The sequence below is a fragment of the Bacillus sp. AMCV2 genome, assembly GCF_056033925.1.
The window spans coordinates 608,854-622,239 of the sequence record NZ_JBVYIB010000002.1; the positions used below are offsets into that span (position 1 = coordinate 608,854).

Annotated in this window: 13 protein-coding genes and 2 pseudogenes; 8 read left to right on the forward strand and 7 right to left on the reverse strand. The window is 42.0% G+C overall.

Going from position 1 to position 13,386, the window contains the following annotated elements; all coding sequences use genetic code 11:
- Positions 1 to 12 precede the first annotated feature (12 nt).
- Positions 13 to 507: pseudogene (locus tag AC0OMA_RS03255) on the forward strand (DUF421 domain-containing protein); the annotation flags it as partial.
- Positions 508 to 521: 14 nt separating this feature from the next.
- Here AC0OMA_RS03255 and cotP read toward each other — a convergent pair.
- The 3 genes from cotP to AC0OMA_RS03270 are packed head-to-tail and all read right to left on the reverse strand — an operon-like array spanning position 522 to position 1,494.
- Positions 522 to 953 carry a spore coat protein CotP gene (gene cotP / locus AC0OMA_RS03260; RefSeq protein WP_251187171.1) on the reverse strand — a complete coding sequence of 144 codons (432 nt, stop codon included), beginning with the start codon at positions 951 to 953 and terminating at the stop codon, positions 522 to 524.
- 12 nt (positions 954 to 965) lie between these two features.
- A complete protein-coding gene (locus AC0OMA_RS03265; protein ID WP_003234151.1) occupies positions 966 to 1,208 on the reverse strand; it encodes a spore germination protein in 243 nt (80 codons plus the stop codon).
- Positions 1,209 to 1,221: 13 nt separating this feature from the next.
- Positions 1,222 to 1,494 carry a spore germination protein gene (locus tag AC0OMA_RS03270; protein WP_003243854.1) on the reverse strand — a complete coding sequence of 91 codons (273 nt, stop codon included), beginning with the start codon at positions 1,492 to 1,494 and terminating at the stop codon, positions 1,222 to 1,224.
- A gap of 355 nt (positions 1,495 to 1,849) precedes the next feature.
- On the opposite strand from AC0OMA_RS03270, the pseudogene AC0OMA_RS03275 reads away from it, so the two are divergent.
- The 3 genes and pseudogenes from AC0OMA_RS03275 (at position 1,850) to AC0OMA_RS03285 (ending at position 3,424) form a co-directional block, all read left to right on the forward strand.
- A pseudogene (locus AC0OMA_RS03275) lies at positions 1,850 to 2,448 on the forward strand (TetR/AcrR family transcriptional regulator).
- On the forward strand, positions 2,445 to 2,789 hold the full coding sequence (locus AC0OMA_RS03280) for a DoxX family protein (protein ID WP_063336273.1): 345 nt from the start codon (positions 2,445 to 2,447) through the stop codon (positions 2,787 to 2,789). The pseudogene AC0OMA_RS03275 and the gene AC0OMA_RS03280 overlap by 4 nt, the downstream one beginning before the upstream one ends.
- Before the next feature lie 161 nt (positions 2,790 to 2,950).
- Positions 2,951 to 3,424: a GNAT family N-acetyltransferase gene (locus AC0OMA_RS03285; RefSeq protein WP_015382892.1), complete on the forward strand. Its 474-nt coding sequence runs from the start codon at positions 2,951 to 2,953 to the stop codon at positions 3,422 to 3,424.
- A 10-nt stretch (positions 3,425 to 3,434) separates the two neighbouring features.
- On the opposite strand, the gene AC0OMA_RS03290 is transcribed toward AC0OMA_RS03285, so the two are convergent.
- Complete coding sequence (locus AC0OMA_RS03290) at positions 3,435 to 3,764, reverse strand: HIT domain-containing protein (RefSeq protein ID WP_174616607.1); 330 nt, start codon at positions 3,762 to 3,764, stop codon at positions 3,435 to 3,437.
- A gap of 484 nt (positions 3,765 to 4,248) precedes the next feature.
- Here AC0OMA_RS03290 and AC0OMA_RS03295 point away from each other — a divergent pair, with 484 nt between their 5' ends.
- Positions 4,249 to 5,430, forward strand: coding sequence for an MFS transporter (locus AC0OMA_RS03295; RefSeq protein ID WP_181218355.1), 1,182 nt, complete (start codon positions 4,249 to 4,251; stop codon positions 5,428 to 5,430).
- An 18-nt stretch (positions 5,431 to 5,448) separates the two neighbouring features.
- Positions 5,449 to 6,015: a TetR/AcrR family transcriptional regulator gene (locus AC0OMA_RS03300; protein ID WP_474221900.1), complete on the forward strand. Its 567-nt coding sequence runs from the start codon at positions 5,449 to 5,451 to the stop codon at positions 6,013 to 6,015.
- A gap of 40 nt (positions 6,016 to 6,055) precedes the next feature.
- On the opposite strand, the gene vmlR is transcribed toward AC0OMA_RS03300, so the two are convergent.
- The 3 genes from vmlR to dinB form a co-directional block, all read right to left on the reverse strand.
- Positions 6,056 to 7,684 carry an ABC-F type ribosomal protection protein VmlR gene (gene vmlR, locus AC0OMA_RS03305; RefSeq protein ID WP_474221901.1) on the reverse strand — a complete coding sequence of 543 codons (1,629 nt, stop codon included), beginning with the start codon at positions 7,682 to 7,684 and terminating at the stop codon, positions 6,056 to 6,058.
- 322 nt (positions 7,685 to 8,006) lie between these two features.
- Positions 8,007 to 9,383, reverse strand: coding sequence for an amino acid permease (locus AC0OMA_RS03310; RefSeq protein ID WP_322840184.1), 1,377 nt, complete (start codon positions 9,381 to 9,383; stop codon positions 8,007 to 8,009).
- A gap of 171 nt (positions 9,384 to 9,554) precedes the next feature.
- Positions 9,555 to 10,073, reverse strand: coding sequence for a damage-inducible protein DinB (dinB, locus tag AC0OMA_RS03315; protein WP_015482874.1), 519 nt, complete (start codon positions 10,071 to 10,073; stop codon positions 9,555 to 9,557).
- 168 nt (positions 10,074 to 10,241) lie between these two features.
- Here dinB and AC0OMA_RS03320 point away from each other — a divergent pair, with 168 nt between their 5' ends.
- Together AC0OMA_RS03320 and AC0OMA_RS03325 are read left to right on the forward strand one after the other, a co-directional pair.
- Positions 10,242 to 10,700, forward strand: coding sequence for a MarR family transcriptional regulator (locus tag AC0OMA_RS03320; protein ID WP_015252707.1), 459 nt, complete (start codon positions 10,242 to 10,244; stop codon positions 10,698 to 10,700).
- Positions 10,697 to 13,354: an MMPL family transporter gene (locus tag AC0OMA_RS03325; RefSeq protein ID WP_474221903.1), complete on the forward strand. Its 2,658-nt coding sequence runs from the start codon at positions 10,697 to 10,699 to the stop codon at positions 13,352 to 13,354. Before AC0OMA_RS03320 ends, AC0OMA_RS03325 begins: the two co-directional genes overlap by 4 nt.
- The last annotated feature ends 32 nt before the right edge of the window (positions 13,355 to 13,386 follow it).

The following is a 13,386-nucleotide window of genomic DNA, read 5'->3' on the forward strand; positions in this document are numbered from 1 at the left end:
GCGGGGAACGCCATTTTTCTTATTTCGTTCCTGTCGATAAAGAACAGGAAGCTGAGGAAATTTTTTGCCGGAGATCCTACAGTGCTGATTCAAAACGGGAAGATACTTGAATCAAATATGAGGAAAATGCGTTACACACTTGATTATTTAAATCAGCAATTACGGGAAAAAGAAATATTTAATATCGAAGAAGTACTTTTTGCCATTCTTGAAACGAATGGTCAGCTGACTGTGTTAAGAAAACCGCAATTCCGGCATGTGACCAAACAGGATTTAATGATTGCGGTAAACCAAGAACACAGGCTTCCGATAGAGCTTATTATGGACGGAGAAATCATTGAGAATAATTTAAAGCAGAATCGTTTGACGGAATCCTGGCTTTTGGAAGAATTGCGAAAAAGAGACATAAAGGTGAAAGAGACCGTGTACGCAGTGCTGCTGGGTAATGGGGATATTTATGTGGATCAATATAAAGACCATATATCAGCCCCTATGGATAAGGAATGAAGGAACAATCAATCTTAAAGCCCCTTATTGAACGCAATGGTTTCAACTTGTCTTGGGTACGAAATGTGCAGAAGCCCGTTTAACATCTGAAACTGTAATAAATGAAATTCAGTAGCTTCAGGAAGCTGAATCGTCCGCTCAATTTCGCCGTAATACCGTTCACGCTGCACCTCCATTTCGGCAGGAAAAAGAGGGGTGACGGTTCCTTTGATCAGCAGCTGGGTTTCAGATAGTAAGCGTATCGTTAATTCCTCCTCATACACACCGGGCATTTCCACAATGATAAAATTATATTCTTCATCTTGATAAAAATCATAAACGAGCGTATAAGCATCGGAATCAAAAAATTGTTCAGGAGCTTTATACTTGAGCACATTTGTCCAAAAGTCACTTTGCTTATATTCATTCGTAATCTCAAGCCATTTTCGAATTTTTTCGAAATCCATATGAGATTCTCCTTAAATTTGATTTGAAATCGGTGCAGAAGGGTTTCCGATTTGGTCTTGATCACTAACGTCTGAATCAATATTTCCAGTGTTTAAAAGTGAAGACGTAGGCGAAAGATCTCCTAAGGAAAAGTTTGCACCAAAGTATTTGCTGTTTGCTGTATGGCTGTTGTGCACGGTTGGGCCGACATCTATATTTCCGTTTTGCGTGACGCCGTTGATCTTAATATTTGCGATATTAATTTGATATGGCATAGACGAAACCCCTTTAATCTAAAATTGGCGGTGGTGCAATCGGAGGAGCATTAACATTGGATGTATCAGAGTTGCCGATAGATGTCTGGTCATTTACATCAGGATCGTTTAAGAAGTTTTCCATTACGGATTCTGTAGGTGATGTATCACCGAAAGAAGAATTGGTTCCTTGAGATTTTTGATTGTTGGTAGGGCTGTTATAAGCAGCTTCGCCTATTGTAATTGAACCATTGCCCGAAATACTGTTGATCTTCAAATAATATAGGTTGATTACTGTAGACGGCATCCTATCACACCCTTCCATCATTCTGTACAGTACAGTATGCGCCGCCGCACCCAATTGTTCCTTGCATTTGCGGGCAAAACTCTATCTGGCCCCGGAGTGATGCTCGTTAGAAAAAAAGAATAAAGTTTGTCACAGCCTGAATTTCAATCTATTCAGCAAATACTTATCAGTGAATGAAAAGCCATTGATATAGGAATCAATGAATTGATTCAGTTATTCGAAATACATGAGACCCTTTAATAAAGGAAGTTGGCAAACAGGATCAGTTTGAAATCATTGACAATGAAGCTAATGCCATGAAATGATACTCGTGAGTAACATTACTTGCGAGTATTATTTTTGAGGGTGGTCCTCGTTGAAAAGTAAAAAAGGACGTAAAGGAGAAGAAAGCCGGAAACGGTTACTCAAAGCTGCCGCTAATGAATTTTCGATTCAGGGATTCCATGACGCGAAGGTAAGTGAAATTGTGAAAAAGCTGGGTTCACACAGCCTTCATTTTACCTGTACTTTCAAAGCAAAGAAGCCATCTTTGCTGAGTTAATAACCGATTTTCACTCTCGAGTCAAAAAGCTGACAGAGTCAGTTCTTCTGGAAAACGGATTAAACACGGAGGATGTGTCAAAACGGGTACTGCTAGCTGTAGAGACTGTTTTTCAATTTTTGGCTGAGGACAAGGATGTAACCAAGATCGGCTTTTTTCTCAACCCGGAAGCAAAACAAATGAAAAAAGACTTGGCGATGGTTTTGAAAGAGAACTTAGAAGCAGAACAGCGGCTTGGCTATTTTTGCTCTGAACTGGATATGGAAACTGTCGCTGAGTGTTTGGTCGGCATGATTGAACATTTAACCGATTCATTTTTGTTAACCGGAATCAAAAATCCGGCAAGCCTCGCAGCAGAGGTTGTGAATCTTTTAATATACGGGATGCTTCCGAAAGGGAATGACGTAAGATGATATCTATTATTATGAAAGTCAGTTTGGCAGTTTTTATGCTTGCGGGAGGCATCATAAAGGTAAGCCGCGTTCCCTTTCAAGTTGAGCATTGGCGGCATTATCAATATCCATTATGGTTTCTGACTGTTACTGGCATTCTTGAAATAGCCGGGGCACTTGCTATGATCGCGGGAATTTGGAATCGGTATGCAGCGATTGGAGCAGGTTTTCTGTTTGTCGTTCTCATGGCGGGAGCAATTCATGCGCATATGTTTCGAGCAAGACAATCGGTCATCATGGCGATACCAGCGATGATCTGTTTGATTGTTTCTATCATGATCATCATGGGGAGTTACACGTAAGCTTTTCACTAATGTTTAAGAACAAGCCCATTTGCAGGAAATCTCCTTTTCTTATCGAATAATAGAAAGTCCAGGAATTAACTGAATCAGTAAAATAGAGCTCCATTTCTGCGTTATTCGTCCGGCATCAGCTGGGCTTTTTTATAAAGGAGGAATACAGGATGGCATTAACTTTGGAAGACATGACTGAGGAAGAGTTCGAAGCCTTTCGCGGGATGTCCGTGCAAAATTATGCGAAACAAAACATAACGTCAGGAACTTGGACGGAAAAAGAGGCATTTGAGAAATCGGAGCAAGCATATGAGAACATGATTCCGAATGGGCGAGACAGCAGCAATCATTATTTTTGGAACATCACAAATGACCAAGGGGAAAGAATGGGCTGGCTCTGGCTGTATGCTGATCCATTTCATCCGCAAAAGGAAGCGTTTATCTATTCCTTTGGATTGTATGAAGCCTTTCGCGGAAAAGGACTTGCTCAATTGGCGCTTCAAACGCTTGATGAAAGAGCAAGAGAGCTTGGTGCGGAAAGGCTGGCTCTACATGTATTTGCACACAACGAGACAGCCGTCTATCTTTATCAGAAGATGGGTTATGCCATGACCAATATACGTATGCGGAAACAGCTGTGCTGACCCCAGACGCTTACTTAAGCGGTTCTCCAAACACAATATGCCAATGTAAATGTTTAGAGTCCTGGTAAGCTCCTAAGTTGGTGATTACACGGCATGCGCCTTTTTCGTCCGTCACCATGGAAGCGACTTCTTGAATGACACTCATTAATTCAAGAAGTAAGTCATGATCGGACTCTTCCAAGGTGATTAACGAAGAGATATGTCTCTTGGAAACAGCTACAATATGAACCGGATAAAAAGGCTTTGTATGATAGTAAGCCAATATGTTATCCGTCTCTATTACCTTATTCACTTTCGTTTTGCCGCTAAATACCTCATCACAGTAAAAGTTTTCAGTCATATGATCCATCTTCATTTTGTTTGTTGGGTTTATCCTTCTACTGTCTTCCGTTATTTCCCTTCTTTTGCATTTGATTTAGGGGAACACTTTTTATCATTTTCAGTTCGTTTTGATGTTTGAAAACAAAATGGTGTCCTATGACGGCAGCAGGCTCTGATCCTTTCCTCCAGTATGGAAATGCCTATCTGGAAGTGGTGACAGGGTACTTTAAGATATAAACAAGGACAACGTGTGTTGTTCTTTTTTTATGTGCATTATTATTGAAATCGTCAACATTTTACGGAGCTTCTCGCCTATAACGATCGAATCAAACTTATTTTCTTTCATTTGGAAGTCTGACTATTGTCAGTTTTTTTGAGTGAAAACATTTAAAAATAAATGGTTATCATAATTTTTTCGTGGATTTCCAGTTTACAATCTGACTATAGTCAGATAAAGTGAGTGTAACCAATTAAATCGATCAACAGAAAAGGAGAAGAAGCTCATGGAGTTACAGGCGGAAAAAATACATACTGCAAAAATGTGGTCCTTATCATTTATTTTTGTCACACTTTCAAATGCCTTTTTATTTATGGTGTTTGAAATGTTATTGCCGACATTGCCATTGTTTGTAACTGCTATCGGAGGAGGGGCAAAGCAAGTCGGATTGGTTACAGGTATTTTTATGATATCTGCCATTGCCATACGTCCTTTTGCAGGGGTTTTGGCAAAACGATTTAATAAAAAATATTTACTTATATTTGGAATTGTTATCAGTGCCTGCTCAACCGGTGCATATTATTTGGCGTCAGATGTGAGCGTCCTATTGCTCATTCGCTTAATACATGGTGCCGGTTTTGGATTAGCAACTACTTATTTTGCCACGATTGCCGCGGAAATTATTCCGAAGGAGCGCCGAGGTGAGGGGATTGGATATTTTGGGGTAGGCGAAACGATTGCAGTTTCGGTTGGGCCTATGATTGGTATCGCAGCACTGGAGCTTTATGATTTTGAGAGGCTTTTTCTTGGCGGGATGTCCATTCTTTTACTGGCTGTGCTTATGGCTTTACTTGTGCGGAGGCAGCCAGAAGCAAAAGACACGGCTGAAAAGGGAATGGTAAAGGTAAAGGTGTTAGAAAGACGTGTGCTGTTTCCTTCGTTTCTTATTTTATTAGTAGGCATTGCTGCATCTGGGATCATGTCCTTCTTTGCGCTCTATGCGATCGAAAAAGGTTTCCGAAGTGTCGGAATGTTTTTCTTTCTGATTGCAGCAGCCAGTTTTTTTATACGTCTTATCTCCGGGAAAATATTTGACCGATTCGGAGCGGCAGCCATCCTTATCCCCGCATCAATATTCTCAATAGCAGGCCTTTCAATATTATATATTGCCCAAACCAATGCAATGTTTTTTACTGCGGCGATATGTTACGGATTTGGGTTCGGCTCAATATTTCCGGCTATCCAGACATGGTGTATCAATCTTGTAGAAGAGCATGAACATGAGGATGCTATGGGGACATTCTTTAATTTTTTTGATATGGGAATTGGCGGAGGATCATTGTTATTAGGTGTGGTGGCAACGATTTATTCTTATCGGGAGCTTTATATCGCTTCTATTTTGGTGTACCTGTTGTTTCTTTTATTATATATTTTATTTATCTGTTCCAAGAGAAAACGGATGAAATAATTTGGGGAGGGCAGAACAGTGACCCGTGAGAATATAAAACGCACAGCCGTTCGCCAATTTAATGAACTTGGCTACGAGGGAGTCAAAATGGCACATATTGCAAAAGAATTAGGAATTCGGAAACAATCTCTGTCCTACCATTTCTCGTCAAAAAAGGATCTGCTGATGGAAGTATACCCCGAGATTGTTGAAGAAGAAGTAGCGTTTATCAATGATTTTTTTGAATCACGAAAGCATATGCCAGCCAAGAATCTTATATATGATTTTTTAAAAGAAACACAGGTGCGCTTTCATGCTATGCCCAATGTAGCCTTTTTGCAGGCGATGTCGTTTAAGGCTCCTGCTGAAGTAAGTGATTTTATTTCAGCCCAGTACTTGATGTTTCTGCATGCTTTGAAAAGCCGGGTTGCACTTGTTTTTAAAGAATCGGTCATCACCTGTCCGCCCGAGAAGTGTGCGATAGCCTTCATCACTCTTTTTGACGGGCTGAACATTCAGCTGGTTTATGAGAATAAACAATCATTTGAGCGGTCTTTAGAGATTTCCTTCGATATTTTTTGGCGAGGGCTGAAGGAAAAAGCTTGAAAAATACCAAGGGCGAACAGCCCTTGGTATCCCCTACACGCTATTGATCCAGCTCTTTCATTCGTTTCGTAAGCTCATTGAAAGCCTGATCAAGCTCCTTGTACCCTTTATCATTTGGCGTCATAAAACTGAGCTTGCCCAGCACTTCTTGTCTTTCTGTCTCAAGCTTTAATCGAAGCTCCTCCCGCTCATTTCTTTCTGAAGGAGCGTCGTTTAACTGCTTTTCGATGCCGTTGTTTGAGATGATGAGTTTACTGTTTGTTGTTTTTTCGAGAAAGTATCGGTCATGTGAAACCGCCAGCAATGTGCCGCTGTATTGTGACAGTGTTTCTTCCAGCTGTTCGCGTGAAGGCAGGTCGAGATGGTTTGTCGGCTCATCTAAAATCAGCACGTCTTTTTCCTCCAGCATATATGCCATCAGCTTGATCTTTACACGCTCACCCATACTCATATGCTTGATCGGTTCAGTCCATTGGGCAGCTGTAAAACCTAAGTGCCTCATCAGACTTTGAACGTGCCCTCTTGCTTTGTATGTTTCATGATCAAATAACTCTTCCGGTGTTTGTTCTAAAGGCAAATCAAACACCTCTTGCGTTAAATAGCCGATATTTGCGGACGGCGACACCCATACACTTCCCTCAGCTGTTTCCTGTCCCAGAATGATTTTCAATAATGTTGTTTTTCCGCTGCCATTGGGTCCTATGATCGCTACCTTTTCGCCGTGCTGAATTGTAAAGTTTGCGTTTTTAAAGAGGGTCCTTTCTCCAAACGCTTTTGTTACATTCTGAACTTCTAAAAAACGTTTTCCTGTTTTGTGGGTTGTATCGATTGAAAAGCGGACTGTATATTCTGGGGTAACGGGTTCCGCCTTTGCTTTTTCCAGCTCTTTTTCAAGCCGCTTCTGCTTGGATTTTATCTGGGCATCCGTACGCTTCGCTTTTACCCTGTAATATTCTTTAAACCCTTCCTTTTTCGTCGATTGGGCGTGGGCTTTTTCCGACCAAGAAGCGAGCTCATTCATTTGTGCTTCAATCCGTTCAACCATTTTTTGCTGCTTTTCATATTCACGCTGCTGGGCGAGTCTTTTCTTTTCCCGGAACTTCATATACCCGGAGTAATTCCCTTTGAATTCAATCAGCGTCTGATCCTCAAGCGACCATATTTTTGTTGCGGCTTCGTCTAAAAAATAACGATCGTGAGAAACAAGAATTACAGTGCCTCTATAACTTTTCAGCTGTTGAATGAGAAATTGCAAGCTTTTTTCATCAAGGTGGTTTGTCGGTTCATCTAACAGCAGCAGATCTGCATCCTCTGATAGTCCTTTCGCCAGCCGCGCTTTCAGTTTTTCACCGCCGCTTAACTGTTGGAAATCACGGACGGGCACACGCCATTTCTCCAATAATTTCTTTTCGGCAGGTGTCTGATCCGCAAAGGAATACGCCGCGGTTTCCTGTTCAACCATCGTCATTTTTATATCCTGCCGAAGGATTTGTCCCTGTGCAGGGGCTAAGTCATTGTGAATGAGGTGCAGCAGCGTAGATTTCCCAGCACCGTTTTTGCCGATAATCCCAATGATATCTCCTTGCTGAACACTGGCATTTATGTTTTTAAAAACAGTCAGATCCTTCACTTCATAGCTGACATTTGTTAATGTTACGATCTCTTTCATCCATATCCCTCGCTTTAAAGGGAGAATAAAAAAATCCTCCCAAAATGTGTTGGAAGGATTAGCCGCGCCGTTGCATGATCAAATAAGCTATTTATTTATAAATAGCAGTGTCGTATATATAGAAAATGGGCAGACTAATCCTATTTTTTCTGATTTGAAATATTGATTTCAAACGGTAAAAATAAGATTAGTTAATCATTGTCCACCCATCATCCCTTCTTGTTTGATTACAAATACTATAGCATACCTTCAAATTCAAAAGCAAAGGTCATTTTCATCAAAAAAACTCCTGCTCTCATTTTTGAGGCAGGAGTTTCGAGTCTTATTGATGCTTCGCTTTTCTCACTTTATAAATCACAATCAGCAAAATAAACCAAACCGGTGTGACAAATAAGGAAACACGAGTATCCTGTGCCAGTGCCAGCACAACCAGAACAAACGCCAGGAACGCAAGAATCAGGTAATTTGTAAACGGATAAAGCGGAAGCTTAAACTTGTTTGTTTTCGCTAATTCAGGTCTTGTTTTGCGGTATTTCATATGGCAGATGACCGTAATCCCCCAAATGTAGATAAAGCATACGGTTGAAATGCTTGTGATCAGGGTGAATACGCCTTCTGGCATGATGTAGTTTAACGTAACACCGATTAAAATCACGATAGCCGAAAAGAATAAAGCATTTCTAGGCACTTTACGCTGAGTCAGTTTCGCCATTGACTCAGGCGCATTGTGATCTTTCGCCAGGGAATAGACCATACGGCTTGTACTGAATACAGCGCTGTTGCATGCTGAAGCAGCGGATGTCAACACAACAAAGTTGATAATACTTGCAGCCCCGACGATGCCAACCGCGACAAATACTTGTACGAATGGGCTTTCGCTGGGATTGATGACATCCCAAGGATAGATGCTCATAATCACGAGAAGAGCCCCGATATAAAAAAGCAGCACACGGACAGGAATATTGTTGATCGCCTTAGGGATTACTTTTTCAGGGTTTTCTGTTTCACCGGCCGTAATCCCGACAAGTTCAATGCCGACAAAAGCAAACACAACCATCTGGAAGGAGAGGATAAACCCGTGCATGCCATTCGGGAACAGGCCTCCGTGGCTCCAGAGATTTGTGAAGCTGGACACTCCTGAGCTTGTGGAAAAGCCTTTGAAAATCATCACAAGGCCAATGACGATTAACGCCAAAATGGCAATGACTTTAATCAAAGCAAACCAAAATTCTAATTCTCCAAAAAGCTTGACTGTCGCCAGATTCATAATCAGTAAAATAATAAGAGCGATTAAGCCAGGCACCCATTGCGGCACACCCGGGAGCCAATATTGAGTGTAGAGCCCGACTGCTGTCAGATCAGCCATCGCAATGGAAATCCAGCAGAACCAATATGTCCAGCCGGTGATAAATGCTGCCATATCGCCTAGGTAGTCTTGTACAAAATCCACAAAAGAGTGATAGTTCAAGTTTGATAACAGCAGTTCACCCAGCGATCTCATAATTAAAAAGCAAATGATCCCTGTGATCATATAAGCAAATAAAATCGACGGTCCGGCAAAATGAATCGATTTGCCTGAGCCGAGAAATAAGCCTGTCCCAATGGCTCCGCCGATGGCGATGAGCTGGATATGCCTGTTTTTCAAGCCTCTCTGCAACGTTTGCTGATTTATATTGTCTTTCGTCATGTCGTCTGTCACTTTATGTGTTCCTCCATTGAAAATTGTTTATTGAGTCAGCAATCTATTTTTAATGATTATTATAACACTAAAATTTCTATCTTTTTTACTAAAAAAGGATTGATGAAAAGAATTTTAATGTGATTTGGACTATTTCCCGAAAAAAGCGGCTCCATTTAGGGAGCCGCTTTCTTATGCTTTTTCAGTTTTTTTCATAAACAGGTAGAGCCCGTAATCTGTCGGTGCGGATGCGTAGCCTGCCTGCCGCAGCATTGCTGTGATATTGCCGCGGTGGTATGTCCCGTGATTGACAACGTGGGGAATCAGTTCGGAAACAGTTGTTTTCATGATGCCGCTTGAGGGATTTTGAATCTGGAGTGGCTTATTGAGCTGTTCTTTTTGCTGTAAAAATAGTGTAAAGCGCTCGGATAACCTCAGAAAAAGGTCTTCCATTTCCTCTATTTCTTTTGCCTCTGTCTGTTCTTTAAGCTGTTCAGCTAAAGCCAACGCATCGCTCAAGGTTTTGCCGGAAAACACTTCAATCCAGCCGAGATCAGAAAGATAAACATGAGACAATACATGGGATATTGACGGAAACACACTTTGAATTTCTTGATGGTATACCTCTTTTGGAAGCTCTTTTAATCGGTTGAATATTTGTTGATTGGCCCAGACGTTATATTCATACAATTTGAATGCCAAATCTGACATGTTAAAATTCCCCCTTTCGTGTGTATATCTTCCATTATACACGAACGTGGGTTCTTATGTAGAGTGCTCGTGAATAAAATCTGTTGACATATATGGTTTAGGGGAATAAACTAATTGACATTGAACATAAAGTTTAGCGGGGTAAACTATAATGAGGAGGGGAAGATATTGAATGAACAAAAGCTATGCCAGGCGATAAACCTGTTTGTGGAAGTCCTGCTTGAAGGGACAGAATTTGTGCATCGTGAAATCAATCAGGATGTCTTCAAGCATATCTCAAGGGAACAGGCAGACCTGTTGAAAATTTTAAAAGTCAAGGGCCCAACCTCTCCCGGCAGCCTGGCCATGTACCAAAATGTACATAAGAGCGCGATCTCTAACAGACTGAAAAAGCTGCTCGAAAAGGGATTGGTTCAATGGGACGACTGTCCGGCAAAAAGTGATAGGCGCTCTAAGCTTATTAACATTACACCCAGCGGTGAACACATACTAGAAGAATTAGATTCTGCCATCTTTAATGCGCTCAAACCGCTGATCGATGATATAGATGAGGAACACTTACATTCCATCATCGAGATATTCACCATTTTAAAAAGCAAATTTAAAGGAGGAGATTCTGCCGAATGAGAGCAATCATCAAATTCAAGTGGGCAATTGCAGCCATAGTATTAGCACTTACCGTCGTTTTGAGTTTGTTTTCTCCGAACTTAACGGAGCTGGCCAATCAAAAGGGGCAGGCGCAGCTTCCCGCTGATGCGGTTTCAGAAAGGGCAAACGCCATTTTAAAACAAGCGGGAGAAGACAATAATTCGATCAGTGTTGTCTTTACATTAGACCACGCTTTAAAGAAAGAAACAGAGGACCAGCTCCGCGCCATGATCGATAAAATCAAAAAGATCGACGGTGTAGAAGAGGTAACATCTCCTCTGTCAGCGGAAAAAGAAGTCAAAGACCAGTTGATGTCGAAAGACAAGAAAACCGTTCTCATGCCTGTCACGATTACAGGTTCTGATAAAAAGGCGGAAAAAATTGCGGACGAGATTTATCAAATCGTTCCTGATGATTTGACGGCATATATTACGGGAGCTTCCCTTATCAACCAGGATTTCGCTCACAGCTCAGAGGAAGGGCTTAAGAAAACGGAAGTGATCACAGTCTGCCTGATCATCGGTTTACTGTTGATCGTGTTCCGATCTGTTGTGACGCCTTTTATTCCGATTGTGGTTGTCGGTTTTTCTTATCTGATCAGTCAATCCATACTGGGCATCCTTGTATACAATGTTGATTTTCCTATCTCGACGTTCACGCAAACCTTCTTAGTTGCGATCCTGTTCGGCATTGGAACAGATTACTGCATACTGCTTCTTACACGATTCCGTGAAGAATTGGCAAACGGGCATGATAAAAAAGAAGCGGCGCTTATCGCTTACCGCACAGGGGGAAATACCTTATTTATCAGCGGATTTGCGGTATTGATCGGATTTTCCGCCTTAGGATTTGCGAAGTTTGCGATTTTCCAATCCGCAGTAGGGGTAGCAGTCGGTGTGGGAATTTTAATGATCATCCTCTACACACTGCTGCCATTATTTATGGTGACGCTGGGTGAAAAATTATTCTGGCCTTCTAAGAAAGTGCTGTCGCACAGTGATAACAAATTATGGGCGTTTCTCGGCAGGCATTCCGTCGCTCGTCCGTTTCTGTTTATAGTCATCACGGTCATTATCACGCTTCCGTTCATCTTGACCTATGATGACCAGATTTCATTCGACTCAACTGCGGAAATCAGCAGCGATTATAAATCTATAAAAGCTCTCGAGGCCATTAAGGATGGATTCGGGGAAGGAAAAGCGTTCCCGATCAATGTTGTCGTAAAAGGAGACAAAGATCTTACAACAGCTGATACAATCCCTTATCTAGGAAATATCAGCAAAGCGATCGAGAAAGTTGATCATGTTGACTCTGTTATGACTATTACGCAGCCGACTGGTAAAAAAATCAAAGATTTATATATTGATAACCAGCTAGGATCGGTTTCAGACGGGCTGGATAAGACGGTAAAAGGGATTGCCGATGTCCAAAGCGGATTAACGGATATAGAAAACGGACTGAATCAAATGGCAGGGCAAACCGGCTCGGCCTCAAATGGAGAGTCTGGCGGTTCACTGGGCGATGCGGCAGATGGCTTGGGCAAAATCAATCAGCAGCTGCAGCTCATGAGCAAACAGATTTCCCAAACCGGCAATACCGCACAGACCGTGCAGCAGCTTACGGCAATCAGCGGACAGCTTGGCCAGATTCAAACCGGCCTTGAACAAGCGAACCAGCAGCTCTCAGGCCAGCAGGCACAAGCCGGAACGCTGACAGAAAGCCTGAAGAAGCTGTCCGAAGGCGTGAAAAGCGCAAATGATGGCCTGACGAAAGTCTCTGACGGTATTACAGCTTCCAGTGATATGTTAGAGGACATGAGCAAAAGTCCAACTGTAAGAGATACAGGCATATTCATTCCTGATCAAGTAATGAAGGACAAAGACTTTAAGAAGTCAATTGACCAGTATTCCTTTGCGGACGGAAAAGGTGTTCAATTAAGTGTCGTTCTGGATTCAAATCCTTACTCAGAACAAGCTATTACGACAATAAACCAAATTAAAAAAGCTGTCGCAAACGAAGTTGACGGCACTCCTTTGGAGGATGCACAGATCGTATACGGCGGGGTCACGAGTATGAATGCGGACTTAAAAGAGCTGTCCACAACGGACTTCTCCAGAACAATGGTGATCATGATTATAGGCCTGTTTATCGTGTTAACCATTTTGTTCCGCTCCATGATCATGCCGATTTATATGCTCGCGTCACTGCTGCTGACGTACTATACGTCGATATCCATAACAGAATTAATTTTTGTAAATGGCTTAGGAAACGCCGGCGTCAGCTGGGCAGTACCATTCTTCAGCTTTGTCATCTTGATCGCGTTAGGGGTAGATTATTCAATCTTCTTGCTTGATCGATTTAAGGAAGAGGTGCACCTTGGCATTCAGCAAGGTGTCGTCAGGTCAATGAGCAAAATGGGATCTGTCATTATTACAGCTGCCATTATATTGGCCGGTACGTTCGCGGCGATGATGCCTTCAGGCGTCAATACACTGATGCAGGTGGCAAGTGTTATCATCATCGGACTCTTGCTTTACGGCCTTGTCATACTTCCGCTCTTCATTCCGGCAATCATTGCGACCTTTGGAGAAGGAAACTGGTGGCCGTTCGGCAGGAAGAAAGGAAAAGAATAATTGAGAGAAGAGTGATGAATGGTCATCACTCT

What these genes read in the sequence shown, in the direction of transcription:
- vmlR (WP_474221901.1), bottom strand. Translation starts at nt 7,684, where the DNA reads ATGAAAGAGATCGTAACATTAACAAATGTCAGCTATGAAGTGAAGGAT.
- AC0OMA_RS03290 (WP_174616607.1), bottom strand. Translation starts at nt 3,764, where the DNA reads ATGACTGAAAACTTTTACTGTGATGAGGTATTTAGCGGCAAAACGAAA.
- AC0OMA_RS03325 (WP_474221903.1), top strand. Translation starts at nt 10,697, where the DNA reads ATGAGAGCAATCATCAAATTCAAGTGGGCAATTGCAGCCATAGTATTA.
- cotP (WP_251187171.1), bottom strand. Translation starts at nt 953, where the DNA reads ATGGATTTCGAAAAAATTCGAAAATGGCTTGAGATTACGAATGAATAT.
- dinB (WP_015482874.1), bottom strand. Translation starts at nt 10,073, where the DNA reads ATGTCAGATTTGGCATTCAAATTGTATGAATATAACGTCTGGGCCAAT.
- AC0OMA_RS03265 (WP_003234151.1), bottom strand. Translation starts at nt 1,208, where the DNA reads ATGCCATATCAAATTAATATCGCAAATATTAAGATCAACGGCGTCACG.
- AC0OMA_RS03295 (WP_181218355.1), top strand. Translation starts at nt 4,249, where the DNA reads ATGGAGTTACAGGCGGAAAAAATACATACTGCAAAAATGTGGTCCTTA.
- AC0OMA_RS03285 (WP_015382892.1), top strand. Translation starts at nt 2,951, where the DNA reads ATGGCATTAACTTTGGAAGACATGACTGAGGAAGAGTTCGAAGCCTTT.
- AC0OMA_RS03270 (WP_003243854.1), bottom strand. Translation starts at nt 1,494, where the DNA reads ATGCCGTCTACAGTAATCAACCTATATTATTTGAAGATCAACAGTATT.
- AC0OMA_RS03280 (WP_063336273.1), top strand. Translation starts at nt 2,445, where the DNA reads ATGATATCTATTATTATGAAAGTCAGTTTGGCAGTTTTTATGCTTGCG.